The sequence below is a fragment of the Pandoraea sp. NE5 genome, from assembly GCF_024363545.1.
Lineage (GTDB): Bacteria > Pseudomonadota > Gammaproteobacteria > Burkholderiales > Burkholderiaceae > Pandoraea > Pandoraea cepalis.
In genome coordinates, this window is the sequence record NZ_AP025517.1 from 2,583,083 (window position 1) to 2,598,777 (window position 15,695).

The window sequence follows — 15,695 nt, forward strand, 5'->3', positions numbered from 1 at the left end:
GACGGCCCGGCCGTAGGAGAAACAGACGTGTGATCCGGCGTTTCATCGCGCACGGGTAAGCCTTCGAAAGTCTCTTCAATCTCATTGATGACCGGAACCCCGCCAGTGAGTTCACCCGAAAACCCCATCGATATCCCGTCCTACTCGCGCTACGCGGCGCGCATGCTGGCGAGCCGTCCCGCGCTTGTCGAGGCATTGCCCGCCTTGGCCGAGCACCCTGTGGACGCGCGTTGGCTCGCCCGTCGCTTCGAAGCCATCACCGGCACGCAGCTATCGCCGCCCGAGCAACCCACGGGGGTCGCGGGCGTCGACGAGGCGGGCCTCGCCCGCGCGCTGCGCGTGCTGCGCGTGGAAGCCTTGTGCGCCGTCATGCAGCGCGACCTGGACGGTCGCGCCGAGTTGGCCGAGGTTACCGAAGCCATGACAGCCCTCGCCGAGTTCGCCATCCAGGCGGGCATCACGGTCCTCTCGAGCGAGCTCGAAGCCATCCACGGCGTGCCGCGCAATGCGGAAGGGCAGCGACAGACGCTCGCGGTGGTCGGCATGGGCAAGCTTGGCGGACGCGAATTGAACGTCTCGTCGGACATCGACCTGATCTTCGTCTATGAAGACGACGGCGATACGTCGGCGCCCGACGACGCCGACCCGGCGGCGGCGAGCCGCTTGCGCTCGCTCTCGAACCACGAATTCTTCACCAAGCTCGGTCGCAAGCTGATCGGCATGATTTCCGAACTCACGCCGGACGGCTATGTGTTCCGCGTGGACATGCGCCTGCGTCCCAATGGCGATTCCGGGCCGCTGGTGTGCAGCCTGCCGATGCTCGAAGAGTATTTCTACGTGCAGGGGCGCGAGTGGGAGCGCTACGCATGGATCAAGGGGCGGCTGGTGTCGGAGGTGGCGAGCGAACCCGGCAAGCGCACCGAGCGGCTGCTCGCGGCGCTGGTCCAGCCGTTCGTGTTCCGCCGTTACCTGGATTACGGGGTGATCGGCGCGATTCGCGCGCTGCACGAGCAGATTCGTCACGAGGCGGAGCGCCGCGCGCGCGCCAAGCCGGCACGCATCAACGACATCAAGCTCGGGCGCGGCGGCATTCGCGAAGTGGAGTTCTCCGCACAAGTGTTCCAACTGATTCGGGGCGGGCAAGAGCCGGAACTGCGCGTGCGGCCGACGCTCGCCGTGCTGGGCGTGGCGGCGCGACGCGGCTGGCTCGCCCAGAATGTGGCTGACGAACTCGCGAACGCCTACGTCTTCCTGCGTAAGCTCGAACACCGTATTCAGTATCTGGACGATGCGCAGACGCACATCCTCCCGGCCTCCGGCGACGATCGTCTCGCGGTGGCGCGCGCCATGGGCTTCCCCGACGAGGCGAGCTTCATGACGGTGCTCGACGAGCATCGCGAGTTCGTCGCCGCGCAGTTCGACGAGATCTTCGCGGACAAGGCCGGCGGCAGCGGGCGCAAGGCGGCGGCGTCGGGGGCGGGCGAATGCGAATGCCCGCCGGAATTGTGGAGCGAATGTCTGGCCGACGAGACACAGACGGGCGATCTCGGCCATCAGCTCTCGCGCCTGGGCTTTACCGACGCCGACGGTGCCCTCGACCGGCTACGCGCCGTCTGGACGTCGTCGCGCTACAAGGCGCTGGGCGAAACCAGCCGGCGCCGCTTCGATCAACTGGTGCAGCGCGCCGTGCAAGGCGCGGCGGGCACGGGCGAGGCCGACGCCGTGCTCGCGCGCATGCTCGACCTGCTTTCGGCCATCAGCCGTCGCAGTTCGTATCTGGCGCTGCTCACTGAGTATCCGCGCGCGCTGGAGCGCGTCGTCAAGGTGCTGGCCGGCTCGCGTTGGGCGGCAGGCTACCTGATCCGTCACCCGCAATTGCTCGACGAGCTGCTCGACGACGAAGCGCTCGCCGCGCCGTTCGACTGGGCGTCTTTCAAAACACAGTTGCTGTTGAGCCTGAATGCGTCGGGCGCGGCCGGCAACGTCGAAGTGCAGATGGACATTCTGCGGCGCGCGCATCACGCCGAGGTGTTCCGCATCCTGCTGCTCGATTTGCAGGGCGCGTTGTCGGTCGAGGCGATCGGCGACCGGCTCTCGGAACTGGCGGACATCATCGTCGATGTGACGATCTCGACCGTCTGGCCGCACGTGGCCACGCGCCACCGCGAGGTGCCGCGTTTCTCGGTCATCGCGTATGGCAAGCTCGGCGGCAAGGAGCTGGGCTATGTGTCCGACCTCGACCTGATCTTCCTTTACGACGACGATGACGACCGCGCGCCGGACGCGTATGCCGCACTCGCTCGCCGCTTCGTGACCTGGCTCACCACGCACACCGGCGCGGGCACGCTCTTCGACGTCGATCTGCGGCTGCGGCCGAACGGCTTGTCGGGCTTGTTGGTGACGAGCGTCGAGAGCTTCCGCCAGTACCAGTTCCGCGAGGGCAATGCGAACACCGCGTGGGTCTGGGAGCATCAGGCGCTCACGCGGGCTCGCTTCTGTGCCGGGGACGAGACGATTGGCGCGACGTTCGAGAAGATCCGCGCGCAGGTGCTCGCGACGCCCCGCGAGGCGCTACCGCTTGCCCAGGAAATTGTGTCGATGCGGCGCAAGGTGTTGGAGGGGCATCCGAACCCGACCTCGCTGTTCGATCTGAAGCACGATCGCGGGGGCATGGTGGATATCGAGTTCACCGTGCAGTACCTGGTACTGCTGCATTCGGGGGCACATCCGTCGCTGCTCCGCAATGCCGGCAACATCGCGCTGTTGCGCGAAGCGGCGCAACTCGGGCTGATCGACGCGACGCTTGCGGACGGTGCAGCCGCTGCTTATCGGATCTATCGCAAACGCCAGCACAAGTTGCGGCTCGATGGGGTGGAAGCGGCCCGCGTGCCGGCCAGTGATGTGGCAGCCGAACGCGACGCGGTCATGGCGCTGTGGGATTCGGTGTTCGCGAGCGCCGGGCCGGTTTGACGACGCTCACGGGCGGACGATGCATCGCCGCCCGTGATTGCCCTGCGAGCGATCGGCGCGCGGTGGGGGCAACGTGCGCGCTCAGAGCGCGAGCATCTCCCGCGCGTGTTTGCGCGTGGTGGCGGTGATCTCGACGCCGCCGAGCATTCGCGCGATCTCCTCGACGCGCTCCGTGCGACCGAGCGGCTCGATTTCACTCATCGTCGAATCGCCGTCGCTGCGTTTTTTCACGCGCAGATGCTGGTGGCCGAGCGCGGCGACCTGAGGCAGGTGGGTGACGCACAACACTTGCCGCCCCTGACCGAGTTCCCGCAGCAAACGGCCGACCACTTCGGCCACGGCGCCGCCGATGCCCGAATCGACTTCGTCGAAAATCAGGGTCGGCGTGAGGCTCACGCTGCTGGCGATCACCTGCAACGCCAGGCTGATGCGCGCCAACTCACCGCCCGACGCCACCTTGGCCAGCGGCCGCGTGGGCACGCCGGGGTGACCGGCGACGAGAAACTCGACCGTCTCCAGACCGAACGACTGCGGCTCCGGCGTGGGACTCAGGGCGACCTCGAAGCGTCCGCCCGGCATCGAGAGGTCCTGCATGGCGCGCGTGACTTCCCGCGAGAGCGACGCCGCGGCCGCCGCGCGTGCCTTCGACAAGGTGACCGCCAGTGTCAGATAGCTTGCGTGCGCGGCGTCGGCGGCCGCCTGCATGGCGGCCGTGTCCTGCGACGCGGTCAGCTCTTCCAACTGGGCACGGCGTTCGGCTTGCTCGGCGGGCAGTTGCTCGGGCGTAACCCGGAACTTGCGGGCCGCCGAGTGCAGCGCCTCGAGCCGCTGCTCGACCACGGCCAGACGTTCCGGATCGAGATCGATGCGTTGTGCATAATGCGTGAGCGAGTGCACGGCTTCGCGAAGTTGGATCTCGGCCGGCTCCAGCGCGGCCAGTGCGTCGGCCAGCCCGGCATCGATCTCGGCCAGTTCGCGGATCTGGTGCACTACGTGACCGAGCGACGGGACGAGCGCGCCATCCGCTTCCGCGAGCACGTCAAGCGCGCCTTGCACGCCGTTGATGAGGCTGGCGGCGTGCGACAGGCGGCGATGCTCGGCGCTCACGTCGTCCCATTCCCCTTCCTGCGGATTCAGCTTGTCGAGTTCGGATGTCTGCCATTCGAGACGCTCGCGCTCGAGCTGTAGCTCGCGGTCGCGCCCGTGGGCTTCCTCGCAACGTTTGACGAGACGCCGCCATTCCTTGTGCGCCGCCGCCGTGTCCGCCGCGAGCGCGGTGGCGCCCGCATGGGCGTCGAGCAGGCGGCGCTGTGCGTCGGCGCGCAGCAACTGCTGATGGGCGTGCTGCCCGTGAATGTCGACGAGCATCTCGCCGAGTTCGCGCAGTTGGGCGAGGGTGGCGGGCGTGCCATTGACGAAGGCGCGCGAGCGTCCGCCCGAGTCGAGCACGCGGCGCAGCAGCACGCCGCCGTGTTCTTCGAGCGTGAGCGCCTGCGCCTGCAGCCAGGCTTCGAGATCGGGGCGGGCCTCGGCGTCGGCGGCGAACTCAGCGGTAATGTCGGCGCGTGTTTGTCCGGCGCGCACCATACTGGTGTCGCCGCGCTCGCCCATGGCCAGCGCCAGCGCGTCGATCAGAATCGATTTACCCGCGCCGGTCTCCCCCGAGAACACGGTGAAGCCGGCGGAGAATTCCAGGTCGAGACGATCGACGATCACGAAATCGCGAATCGAGAGACTGCGTAGCATGGGCGGTCGGGGAGGGCGTGAAGTCAGGTCTGCGACGGATCTTCGTCGGAGATATGCTCGTTCCAGTGCAGCTTGCGGCGCAGCGTCGCGTAATAGTTGTAGCCGACCGGGTGCAGGAACGTCACCTGATGTTCGGAGCGGCCCAGCAGAATCCGGTCGCCCTGACGCAGCTCGGCAAACGACTGCATGTCGAAGTTGGCGCCGACCTCGCGCCCGCCGGTGATCGTGATGACGATATCGCTCGAATCCGGCAGCACGATCGGGCGGTTCGACAGCGCGTGCGGGGCGATCGGCACGAGCACCACGCCGCCAAGTCGCGGATGCAGGATCGGGCCGGTGGCCGAGAGCGCATAGGCGGTCGAGCCCGTGGGCGTGGCGACGATCAGGCCGTCCGAGCGCTGCTTGTACATGAAGCGGCCGTCGACGTCGACACGCAGCTCGACCATGCCCGAGATGCCCGAGCGGTTCACCACCACGTCGTTGAACGCGAGCGTCTCGAACAGCGTCTGGCCTTCGCGCTCGATACGCGCGGCCAACAGGGTGCGCTGCTCGGCTTCGAAATGCCCTTCGAGCATGGCCGGCACGACCTGACGCATCTCGTCGAGCGGAATGTCGGTGATGAAACCGACGCGTCCGTGGTTCACGCCGATGAGCGGCACCTTCGAGGCGGCCAGCTGACGGCCCACGCCGAGCATCGTTCCGTCACCGCCGATGACCACCGCCACATCGGCCTGCGTACCGATTTCCTGAATGTCGAGGGGACGGTAGGGGGCGGCGGCCGCGCCGATGTTGTGCGCCGTATCACGCTCGAAGATGACGTGATGTCCTCGCTGGGCGATGCATGCCGCCAGCGTGAGCAACGGTTCGGCAACGCCGTCGGCATGGTATTTCCCGACGAGCGCCACGGTCTTGAAAGGGCTCCCTGTTTTCATGCCGCCATTACACCATAAGTCGATGACAGCAACCATCGGCACGCGCGGCCTTGCCGGCCCCTCGGGGTTTGCCGCACGCCGTGCTTGTACATTTCGCGTTACAATTTTCGCCATGCTAGATCAACGTGCGCAAACGCTACTCAAAACCCTGATCGAACGGTACATCGCCGATGGCCAGCCGGTGGGGTCGCGCACGCTATCGCGATACTCCGGGCTCGATCTGTCGCCGGCGACCATCCGCAATGCGATGGCCGACCTCGAGGCGCTCGGCTTCGTGGCCAGCCCGCATACGTCGGCCGGTCGTGTTCCGACGCCGCGCGCCTACCGGCTGTTCGTCGACACCATGCTGACGGTAAGCCCGCTCGGCGATGCCGTGCATCAGCTGGCGTCGCAGGTGCAGACCCGGTTGCAGCCGGCCGGGCCGCAGCAACTGGTCGCCTCGGCAGCGGAAGTGCTCTCGAATCTCTCGCAGTTCGCGGGTGTGGTGCTGACACCGCGCCGCAGCCAGATCTTTCGGCAGATCGAATTCCTGCGACTGTCCGAAAAGCGCGTGTTGCTTATCATCGTCACCCCCGACGGCGACGTGCAGAACCGCATCATCCTGACGGAAAAGGATCACTCCCCGGCGCAACTGGTCGAGGCGGCAAACTACCTGAACGCCCATTTCGGCGGCCAAAGTTTCGATGAGGTGCGCGCCAGCTTGCGCGGCGAACTCGACGCCCTGCGCTCCGACATGAGTGCCTTGATGCAGGCGGCCGTTCAGGCGGGCAGCGACGCCATGGCCGATACCTCGCGCGAGAGCTTGCTGATCTCGGGCGAGCGCAATCTGCTGGGCGTGGAGGATCTATCGTCGAACATGGCGCGACTCCGCAAGCTGTTCGACGTGTTCGAGTCCAAGACCGGCCTGCTGCAGCTGCTCGACGTGTCGAGCCGGGCGCAGGGTGTTCAGATTTTCATCGGCGGCGAGTCGAGCCTCGTCCCGATCGAAGAAATGACGGTCATCACGGCACCGTACGAAGTCGATGGCGAAGTGGTCGGCACGTTGGGCGTGATCGGCCCGACGCGCATGGCCTACGAGCGCGTGATTCCGATCGTCGACATCACGGCCAAGCTGCTTTCCAGCGCGCTCAGCCAGCATTAGGCGGCGGGGGCGGCGTGACGCCCCAGCCTGCGCGTCGTCAGGCGTAACGTCTCGCGTATTGTCCCGGGGCCCCGCGCCTCATCTCGTTACACCCCCGTAGCATTCCTTTACACGCTGTCACACACGGCCGTCTTACGCTTGAAGCGTCACTTGTGGCGAAGCCGTCGTCATGGCGTTCGCCGAAGGATTCGGACAGAGCAACAAGGTGGTGCGGCCGAGACAACGCTTGGCGCGTACACCGGACAGTGCCCGGAGTGTCTATGAAATCCCTGATTTCCTGGCGGACAGTGGTTCGCTGTCTTGGCGTCGGGCTCGTGCTCGGCGCCCTTGGCGCGGCGGGACTTCCCGCGCTGGCGCAGGCACAGAGCGCCGATCCCCCGGGGCGTGTGGCGCGGCTGAATGCATTCGACGGCACCGTCACGTACGCCCCCGCAGGTACCAGCGACTGGCGCTATGCCGATCGCAACCGGCCGCTCACCACGGGCGATGCCGTCTGGGTCGAGCGCAACAGCCGCGCCGAGATGCATGTGGGCGGCACGGCGGTTCGCATGGGGGCGTCCACGAGCGTCGTTCTCTCGGCCGTGACCGACCAGAATGTGCAACTGAACGTAACGCAGGGCACGGTCGGCCTGCATTTGAGGGCTTTCGATCCGAACCAGCCTTACGAGATCGACACGCCCAACCTGGCGTTCGTCCCGCAACAGGCCGGGGAGTATCGTCTGGATGTCGATCCGGGCGGGGTGACGACCGTGAGCGTCTGGCGCGGGGCGGCGACCGTCTACGGTCAAGGCGCGTCGGTACCGTTGCAATCGGGCCAACGGGTGGCCTTCGTGGGTCAGAATCTCACGCAGCAGTCGGCCGGGCCACTCGTGGCCGATGGGTTCGACCAATGGGTGCGCCAGCGCGACGCGCGCGAGGAGGGCTCGATCTCCGCGCGCTATGTGTCGCGCGACATGACCGGCTTCGAAAGTCTGGACGACTACGGCGCTTGGCAAGAGACCCCTGGCTACGGCGCCGTTTGGGTGCCGTCGGACGTGCCGACGGGCTGGGCGCCGTATCGCACGGGCCATTGGGCCTGGGTCGACCCGTGGGGATGGACCTGGGTCGACGATGCGCCGTGGGGCTTCGCGCCCTATCACTACGGACGGTGGGCCTATGTCGACGCCCGCTGGTGCTGGGTGCCGGGGCCGGTCGCGGTGCGGCCGGTGTATGCCCCGGCGCTGGTCGGCTGGGTGAGCGGCAACAGCGGCGGGAACGCATGGGGGATTACGTTTGCGGCAGGGGGCGCGGGACTGGCGTGGTTTGCGTTGGGTCCGCACGACGCTTACCGCCCGGCGTATCGCGCCAGCCCGTCGTATGTCACCAATATCAATCGATCGACGGTGATCCAGACGACCAACGTCACGAATATCAACGTCAACAATGTGTATGTGAACCGTAATGTGCGCGGCGCCGTCTCGACGATGCCGGCACAGGCTTTCGTGCAGGGCCGGCGGGTCGGCGCGCCGGTGGCATTGGCCGCCCCGCGCGCCGGACAGACTTGGCGCGTTGGGAATACACCTGGCGTCGCACCGGTGCAGCAGAGCGTGTTCGGCAATAGTCGCCCGGCGCCGGTCACGCCGCCGGCCGGCGTGTTCAACCGGCAGGTGCTGGCCACGCGTGCGCCGGTCGGTCGCGCGATGCCGTCGCGTGAACTCACGAGCACGCTGCACGCGGTGCCGAATGCCGGTGGCGCGCCGCTGACGTTCGGCCAGAACGCACATCCACGCCAGAGCGGCAGGCCGGTGGGGCCGAACCCGCAGGGGCGTGTGCAGCCGCGTGTGACGGTGGTCGACACGCACGGGCCGGTCGGTGCGGCGAACGCAGCGGCGGGTGCAACGCGCGCACAACCGCCCCTCAAGGCCATGGGCGCGGAAGCGGCGCATGGGGGGCTACCGCCCACCCACGCCGTACCGCCGATGCAGGGTGAGCCGGGAACGCCGGGCATGCCAGGCGTGCCGGGGCGCTCGGGGGTACCTGGCGTGCCGGGGGGGCCGGGAGAACCCGGGGTGCCAGGGCGTGGCGTTTATCAGAGTCGTCCGGGGCAGCTCGCGCCGCAGTCCCAACCGCCAGTCCGGGGTGGCCAGGCCGTGCCGTCCGGCGTGCCGCACCCGCCGGGCGTGATGGTGCCGGGGCAACCTGCCGTGCGAGGCGAAGTCCCGCAGGCGGTGCCTCAGCCTGGGCACGACGCGGCGCAACGGGACATGCAGCGGAATCACCCATTCCCGCAGACGCCCGCGGCGTCGCCCGAGCCGCAGCGTGTTCAACCGGACGCGGCCGGAGCGTCGCGTCGACCGCAGCAGTGGCAGTCGCACTCACAGCCGCAAGCGCCGCAGCAACCCGTCCAGCCGCAACCGCAGATGGCGCATCCTCAGCCGCAGCCGCAGCCTCGTCCTCAACCGCAGATCGAGCGTCAGCAAGCCGCGCCGAGACCGCAGCCTCAACCGGAGCGTCCGCAGGCACCCGTTCGGCCGCAGCAGCCACCGCAGGCGGTGCCGCACCCGCAACCGCAGGAACATCCGCAGCCTGCGCCGCGTGAACGCAAGCCAGAGGGTGCGCAGGTCCCCGCGCATGGCGTCGAGCGTCCCACCGCATCGCATCGTCCGTCACGCGAAGGCGAGCCCCCGCGCGGCTAATTGACGCACCGAACGCCGCGACCCGCCGCCATCCCCTGACGGACGGCGGGTGCGCGGCGGCCGGGGCCCGGCACGCGGTGCCCGCCTTGCGGTAAAGTACGCTCCATGCGCTTCGATCCCGAACCCATTTCGCATGGCCAGACCGGCAAGACGGCCGTTCTGCTGATTAACCTAGGCACGCCCGACGAGCCGCGTCCCGCGGCCGTGCGCCGCTATTTGCGCGAGTTTCTGTCGGATCCTCGCGTCGTGGAAATTCCCTCGTTGATATGGCAGCCGTTGCTGCGGCTGGTAATCCTGCCGTTCCGCTCGCGCCAGTCGGCGCAGAAATACGCGACGATCTGGACGCGCGACGGCTCTCCGCTCAAGGTGAACACCGAATACCAGACGAACGCGTTGCGGGCCTTGCTGCACGCGAACGACTACGACGTGGTCGTCGACTACGCCATGCGCTACGGCAACCCGTCGATTCCGGAGCGCATTCGTGCGCTGCGGCAAACTGGCGTCGAGCGCATCCTGGTTCTGCCGCTCTATCCCCAGTATTCGAGCAGTACGACCGCCACCGCGACCGATGCCGTATTCCGCGTGCTCGGCCGGCTGCGCAATCAGCCCGATGTGCGCACGGTGCGCGACTATCACGATCATCCGGCGTACATCGAGGCATTGCGTCAGCAGGTCGAAGGCTACTGGCAGCAGCACGGCCGGCCCGATTTCTCGGCAGGCGAGCGACTGTTGCTGAGCTTTCACGGCGTGCCGCGCCGCACGCTCGACCTAGGTGATCCTTACCATGATCAGTGCGTAAAGACCGCGCGTGCGCTGGGCGCCGCGCTGGGCCTCGACGAGACGACCTGTCGTCTCACGTTTCAATCGCGTTTTGGCAAGGCCGAATGGCTCCAGCCTTACACGGCACCCACGCTCGAAGAGCTGGGCCGTGGCGGCACACCCCGTGTCGATGTGTTCTGCCCCGGCTTCACGTCGGACTGTCTCGAGACGCTCGAGGAAATCAATATGGAAGGGCGCCACGCGTACCTGTCCAGCGGCGGCAAGGCATTCCATTTCATCCCATGTCTGAACGGTGCGAGCGCCTGGATCACGGCGCTTGGCGAAATTGCTGCGCGTCACCTGCAAGGGTGGCCGGTGCTCACGCCCGAGGGCGCCGCTCAGGCGTCGGCGGCGGCGGTGGCATCGACCCGGCAACGGCAAGTCGCGGCCGTGGCGGCGTTCGACGAAGCCAATGCGGCGGCGGCAGCGTCGGCCTTATCGGCGCAGGGCCAACCCGGAGCGGACACGTGAGCGTCAAGGTGGACGATTCGCCGCAGGCCGCCACCCGCATCGACAAATGGTTATGGGCGGCGCGCTTCTTCAAGACGCGTTCCCTCGCCACGCAAGCCGTCGACCGTGGGCGGGTGCTGTGCAACGACGCCCGGGTCAAACCGGCGCGCGACGTGCGCCCGGGGGACCTTGTCACGGTGGATAACGGCAGCACGCGCTGGGAAGTGCGTGTGAAGGCCATCGCGGAAGTCCGGGGCTCGGCCCCGGTGGCACAGTCGCTGTATGAAGAGACCGACGCCAGTCGGCGCATGCGTGCGGATGAGAGTGAACGCCGACGTTTGTTTCAGGAGCCCGCGGCGCAAATGCACGGGCGGCCGACGAAACGGGATCGACGGCGTCTCGGTGGCGTTGGCGAATAGAGGGGACGTGCGAGAGCGCTGACCCGTCGATGAGACGGCCGCGCCCTCGGGTGACTAGCGCGAAGGAATTCCGGTATTGGACGAATGCACCGGAACGCCCGGCATTTCAAAGTCGTGATACAGCACCGCCCGCACGCCACCGTATTCGGTATCGCGGGGGGTGACTGCGCCGGACAAGCAGATCGTAATCGTTACCGTCGTCACCAACGCAAGGATGAAGACAACAGCCAGTGGCAGCTTCATGATGCGCTCCTGAGAGAACGCTCGACGGGACGGGGGATGTCCGGCGAGCGGCCGGGTTCAGCGCGGCACATACATCCGCTGAACCGTATTTCATGTTAGGTCGCAGCAACGGCCGATACAATAGTGGACTCGTAACGCGTGTAACCGGATATTTATCGGCACGCGGCGCGCACCGGCATGGCGCACAGCGCGCCGCCAGCCCTTGAAATCGGTGTGAACGCCCCTACTATCCAAAGGGATTTGAACCGGTGGCGCATCGTCGTGGTGCGCCGCAAGAACCTTTTGACGACTCAAGCTCATGACTGAACCGCAAAACACCCCCGATCAGCCGATTCCGTCCCAGGCCGAAGCGGCCCCGACCGACGCGGCGGGCGCGAACGACGCGCTGCCCTCGGTCGAGGCGCGACTGCTGGCGGCCCAGGCCGAAGCGGCAGCCCTGCGCGACGACGCCTTGCGCGCGCGCGCCGAGATGGAGAACGTTCGCCGCCGTGCGGAAGAGGACGTGGCAAAGGCGCGCAAATTCGCCGTCGAGAGCTTCGCGGAGAACCTGCTGCCGGTGATCGACAGCCTGGAAGCGGCCGCGGCCGACAAAAGCGGCGATGTGGCCAAGCTCCAGGAAGGCGTCGCCCTGACGTTGCGCCAGCTTGTCTCGGCGCTCGAACGCAGCCGGGTGACGGTCATCGACCCGGCCGGTGCGAAGTTCGATCCGCATCAACATCAGGCCATTTCGATGGTGCCCGCCGAGCAGGAACCGAACACCGTCGTCGCGGTACTGCAAAAGGGCTACCTGATCGCCGATCGCGTGCTGCGCCCGGCGCTCGTGACCGTCGCGGCGGCCAAGTAATCGGGTCGCGCCGGCGTCGAACGTCATGACATCATGGCAAGTTTCGGCGTTCCGGCAACCGTCACGGCATTCCCGGCCGTGGATTGCACGGGCGTCATGCCGATGGATACGCTGGCATGACGCGGGGTAAAACCGGACGACAAGAAGGGTCTTGAAATGGACCGGGCTGCACCCATATGACGTGCAGATCAACGATTTGAGCGGGCCACAGGCCCCACGGAACGACGCAAAGGACGCTAGGAGAAATAAACATGGGCAAAATCATTGGTATCGACTTGGGCACCACGAACTCGTGCGTGGCCGTCATGGAAGGCAATCAGGTCAAGATCATCGAGAACGCGGAAGGTGCCCGCACCACGCCGTCGATCATCGCCTATATGGAAGATGGCGAGATTCTGGTCGGCGCACCGGCCAAGCGCCAGGCGGTGACCAATCCGACGAACACGCTGTACGCTGTCAAGCGCCTGATCGGCCGTCGCTTCGAAGAAAAGGAAGTGCAAAAGGACATCGGCCTGATGCCTTACAAGATTGTCAAGGCTGACAACGGCGATGCCTGGGTGGAAGTGCGCGACCAGAAGCTGGCCCCGCCGCAGATTTCCGCCGAAGTGCTGCGCAAGATGAAGAAGACCGCCGAGGACTACCTGGGCGAGCCGGTCACGGAAGCCGTGATCACGGTGCCGGCCTACTTCAACGACAGCCAGCGTCAGGCCACGAAGGACGCCGGCCGTATCGCTGGTCTGGAAGTCAAGCGCATCATCAACGAGCCGACCGCTGCCGCACTGGCATTCGGTCTGGACAAGAAGGAAGGCGGCGACCGCAAGATCGCGGTGTATGACCTGGGTGGCGGCACGTTCGACATCTCGATCATCGAAATCGCGGACGTGGACGGCGAACACCAGTTCGAAGTGCTGTCGACCAACGGCGACACGTTCCTCGGTGGCGAAGACTTCGACCAGCGCATCATCGACTACATCATCGGCGAGTTCAAGAAGGAACAAGGCGTCGATCTGTCGAAAGACGTGCTCGCGCTGCAACGCCTGAAGGAAGCGGCGGAAAAGGCCAAGATCGAACTGTCGTCGAGCCAGCAGACTGAAATCAACCTGCCGTACATCACGGCCGATGCCTCGGGTCCGAAGCACTTGAACCTGAAGATCACGCGCGCCAAGCTCGAAGCGCTGGTCGAAGAGCTGATCGCCCGCACGATCGATCCCTGCCGTCTGGCCATCAAGGATGCCGGCGTGAAGGTGAGCGACATCGACGACGTGATTCTGGTCGGCGGGATGACCCGCATGCCGAAGGTGCAGGAGAAGGTCAAGGAATTCTTCGGCAAGGAACCGCGCAAGGATGTGAACCCGGACGAAGCCGTGGCCGCGGGGGCCTCGATTCAGGGCTCGGTCCTCTCGGGTGACCGCAAGGACGTGCTGCTGCTCGACGTGACCCCGCTCTCGCTCGGTATCGAAACGCTGGGCGGCGTGATGACGAAGATGATCACGAAGAACACCACGATCCCGACGAAGCACTCGCAAGTGTTCTCGACGGCCGACGACAATCAGCCGGCCGTGACGATCAAGGTGTACCAGGGTGAGCGCGAGATGGCCGCCGGCAACAAATCGCTGGGCGAGTTCAATCTCGAAGGCATTCCGCCCGCCGCACGGGGTACGCCGCAGATCGAAGTGACCTTCGACATCGACGCCAACGGCATTTTGCACGTCGGCGCGAAGGACAAGGCCACGGGCAAGGAAAACAAGATCGTCATCAAGGCGAACTCGGGTCTGTCGGACGCCGAGATCGAGCAGATGGTCAAGGATGCCGAGCTGAACGCCGAGGAAGACAAGAAGGCGCGCGAACTGGCCGACTCCCGCAATCAGGGCGACGCCCTCGTGCACAGCACCCGCAAGGCGCTGACGGAGTACGGCGACAAGATCGAAGCCTCGGAAAAGGAAGCGATCGAGTCGGCCATCACGGCGCTGGAAGGCGCGCTGCGCGGTTCGGACAAGGCGGACATCGATGCCAAGGTCGAGGCGCTCGGCACTGCCAGCCAGAAGCTCGGCGAGAAGATGTATGCCGACATGCAGGCGCAAGCCGGTGCTGCGGGTGCCGCGGGCGCCGAGCCGGGCAAGCCGCATGACGATAACGTCGTCGACGCCGAAGTGAAGGACGTCACCGACAAGAAGTAAGGCGTGCATGGCGCGCGACGCTCGTGAATGTGCGTCGCGTGTAGGCCGGGTATCGAAGTTCTCTGCCAAGGGAATCTCGACCCGGCTTTTTGCCTGATGGCGACATGCGCCAACATTGGAAAGACTTATGGCCAAACGTGATTACTACGAAGTGCTTGGCGTTGCCAAGAACGCCGCCGACGACGAAATCAAGAAGGCGTATCGCAAGCTGGCGATGAAGTACCATCCGGACCGCAATCCGGACAGCAAGGACGCCGAAGAGAAGTTCAAGGAAGTCAAAGAGGCGTACGAGATGCTCTCCGAGCCGGAGAAGCGTGCCGCGTACGACCAGTATGGTCACGCGGGCGTCGACCCGAACATGGGCGGCTTCGGCGGGGCAGGCGGTCAGGGCTTCGGCGGCTTCGCGGACGCGTTCGGCGATATTTTCGGCGACATCTTCGGTCAGGGCGGCCCTGGCGGTGCGGGTGCCCGTGGTGGCCGGGGCGGTCCGCAGGTGTATCGCGGCGCAGATCTGCGCTACAACATGGAGATCACGCTCGAGCAGGCCGCGAACGGTTTCGACACGCAGATTCGCGTGCCGAGCTGGGACGAATGCGAGATCTGCCACGGCAACGGCGCGAAGCCGGGCACGAAGCCCGAGACCTGCCCGACCTGTAACGGATCGGGCGCGGTGCGCATGTCGCAGGGCTTCTTCAGCATTCAGCAGACCTGCCCGAAGTGCCACGGCACGGGCTCGTACCTGCCCGACCCCTGCACGAACTGCCACGGCTCGGGCAAGATCAAGAAGACCAAGACGCTGGAGATCAAGATCCCGGCGGGTATCGAAGACGGCATGCGCATCCGTTCGGGCGGCAACGGCGAACCGGGTGTGAATGGCGGTCCTGCGGGCGACCTGTATGTGGAAATCCACATCAAGGCGCACAACGTGTTCGAGCGCGACGGCGACGATCTGCATTGCCAGATGCCGATTTCGTTTGCGACGGCGGCCCTCGGCGGCGACATCGACGCCCCGACGCTGCACGGCAAGGCGACGTTCGAAGTGCCGGAAGGCACGCAGACGGGCAAGACGTTCCGCCTGCGCGGCAAGGGCATCAAGGGCCTGCGCGCGAGCTATCCGGGCGATCTATACGTGCATGTGCAGGTGGAAACGCCGGTCAAACTCGACGACAAGCAGAAGCAAATGCTGCGTGACTTCGATACCGCACTCAAGGCCGGCGGCGCCCGTCACAGCCCACAGACGAAGGGTTGGTTCGACCGCGTGAAGCAGTTCTTCGAGTAA

The 15,695-nt window shown here is 66.2% G+C and carries 10 protein-coding genes and 1 pseudogene; 8 read left to right on the top strand and 3 right to left on the bottom strand.

Annotation, left to right across the window (positions count from 1 at the left end; all coding sequences use genetic code 11):
• Positions 1 to 87: 87 nt before the first annotated feature.
• Positions 88 to 2,970: a bifunctional [glutamate--ammonia ligase]-adenylyl-L-tyrosine phosphorylase/[glutamate--ammonia-ligase] adenylyltransferase gene (glnE, locus tag PanNE5_RS11855; RefSeq protein WP_051060132.1), complete on the top strand. Its 2,883-nt coding sequence runs from the start codon at positions 88 to 90 to the stop codon at positions 2,968 to 2,970.
• Positions 2,971 to 3,051: 81 nt separating this feature from the next.
• Here the strand turns inward: glnE and recN are convergent, their stop codons facing one another.
• Both recN and PanNE5_RS11865 read right to left on the bottom strand, forming a co-directional pair.
• A complete protein-coding gene (recN, locus tag PanNE5_RS11860; protein ID WP_017233372.1) occupies positions 3,052 to 4,716 on the bottom strand; it encodes a DNA repair protein RecN in 1,665 nt (554 codons plus the stop codon).
• Between the two features lie 23 nt (positions 4,717 to 4,739).
• The gene (locus tag PanNE5_RS11865) at positions 4,740 to 5,648 is read right to left on the bottom strand and encodes an NAD kinase (RefSeq protein WP_026131837.1); all 909 of its coding nucleotides are present in this window, start codon (positions 5,646 to 5,648) and stop codon (positions 4,740 to 4,742) included.
• On the opposite strand from PanNE5_RS11865, the gene hrcA reads away from it, so the two are divergent.
• The 4 genes and pseudogenes from hrcA (at position 5,647) to PanNE5_RS11885 (ending at position 11,152) form a co-directional block, all read left to right on the top strand.
• Positions 5,647 to 6,789, top strand: a complete 1,143-nt coding sequence (gene hrcA, locus PanNE5_RS11870) for a heat-inducible transcriptional repressor HrcA (RefSeq protein WP_085982686.1) — start codon at positions 5,647 to 5,649, stop codon at positions 6,787 to 6,789. The two genes, PanNE5_RS11865 and hrcA, sit on opposite strands and share 2 nt — an antisense overlap.
• Positions 6,790 to 7,049: 260 nt before the next feature.
• Positions 7,050 to 9,464, top strand: a complete 2,415-nt coding sequence (locus PanNE5_RS11875) for a DUF6600 domain-containing protein (RefSeq protein ID WP_261938036.1) — start codon at positions 7,050 to 7,052, stop codon at positions 9,462 to 9,464.
• 105 nt (positions 9,465 to 9,569) lie between these two features.
• A pseudogene (gene hemH, locus PanNE5_RS11880) lies at positions 9,570 to 10,601 on the top strand (ferrochelatase); the annotation flags it as partial.
• 149 nt (positions 10,602 to 10,750) lie between these two features.
• The gene (locus PanNE5_RS11885; RefSeq protein ID WP_150562597.1) at positions 10,751 to 11,152 is read left to right on the top strand and encodes an RNA-binding S4 domain-containing protein; all 402 of its coding nucleotides are present in this window, start codon (positions 10,751 to 10,753) and stop codon (positions 11,150 to 11,152) included.
• Between the two features lie 54 nt (positions 11,153 to 11,206).
• Here the strand turns inward: PanNE5_RS11885 and PanNE5_RS11890 are convergent, their stop codons facing one another.
• Positions 11,207 to 11,395, bottom strand: coding sequence for a hypothetical protein (locus tag PanNE5_RS11890; RefSeq protein WP_017232021.1), 189 nt, complete (start codon positions 11,393 to 11,395; stop codon positions 11,207 to 11,209).
• 298 nt (positions 11,396 to 11,693) lie between these two features.
• Between PanNE5_RS11890 and grpE the strand changes: the two genes are divergently transcribed.
• The 3 genes from grpE to dnaJ all read left to right on the top strand — a co-directional run bounded on the left by grpE (position 11,694) and on the right by dnaJ (position 15,695).
• Positions 11,694 to 12,239 carry a nucleotide exchange factor GrpE gene (gene grpE, locus PanNE5_RS11895; protein WP_261938037.1) on the top strand — a complete coding sequence of 182 codons (546 nt, stop codon included), beginning with the start codon at positions 11,694 to 11,696 and terminating at the stop codon, positions 12,237 to 12,239.
• Positions 12,240 to 12,490: 251 nt separating this feature from the next.
• Positions 12,491 to 14,416: a molecular chaperone DnaK gene (gene dnaK, locus PanNE5_RS11900; protein WP_017232023.1), complete on the top strand. Its 1,926-nt coding sequence runs from the start codon at positions 12,491 to 12,493 to the stop codon at positions 14,414 to 14,416.
• Between the two features lie 127 nt (positions 14,417 to 14,543).
• Entirely contained in the window at positions 14,544 to 15,695 is a 1,152-nt protein-coding gene (gene dnaJ, locus PanNE5_RS11905; RefSeq protein ID WP_017232024.1) for a molecular chaperone DnaJ, read from the top strand.

Coding starts and splice junctions, on each gene's coding strand:
- glnE (WP_051060132.1), top strand. CDS start 88: ATGACCGGAACCCCGCCAGTGAGTTCACCCGAAAACCCCATCGATATC.
- recN (WP_017233372.1), bottom strand. CDS start 4,716: ATGCTACGCAGTCTCTCGATTCGCGATTTCGTGATCGTCGATCGTCTC.
- hrcA (WP_085982686.1), top strand. CDS start 5,647: ATGCCGCCATTACACCATAAGTCGATGACAGCAACCATCGGCACGCGC.
- PanNE5_RS11865 (WP_026131837.1), bottom strand. CDS start 5,648: ATGAAAACAGGGAGCCCTTTCAAGACCGTGGCGCTCGTCGGGAAATAC.
- PanNE5_RS11875 (WP_261938036.1), top strand. CDS start 7,050: ATGAAATCCCTGATTTCCTGGCGGACAGTGGTTCGCTGTCTTGGCGTC.
- PanNE5_RS11890 (WP_017232021.1), bottom strand. CDS start 11,395: ATGAAGCTGCCACTGGCTGTTGTCTTCATCCTTGCGTTGGTGACGACG.
- grpE (WP_261938037.1), top strand. CDS start 11,694: ATGACTGAACCGCAAAACACCCCCGATCAGCCGATTCCGTCCCAGGCC.
- dnaK (WP_017232023.1), top strand. CDS start 12,491: ATGGGCAAAATCATTGGTATCGACTTGGGCACCACGAACTCGTGCGTG.
- dnaJ (WP_017232024.1), top strand. CDS start 14,544: ATGGCCAAACGTGATTACTACGAAGTGCTTGGCGTTGCCAAGAACGCC.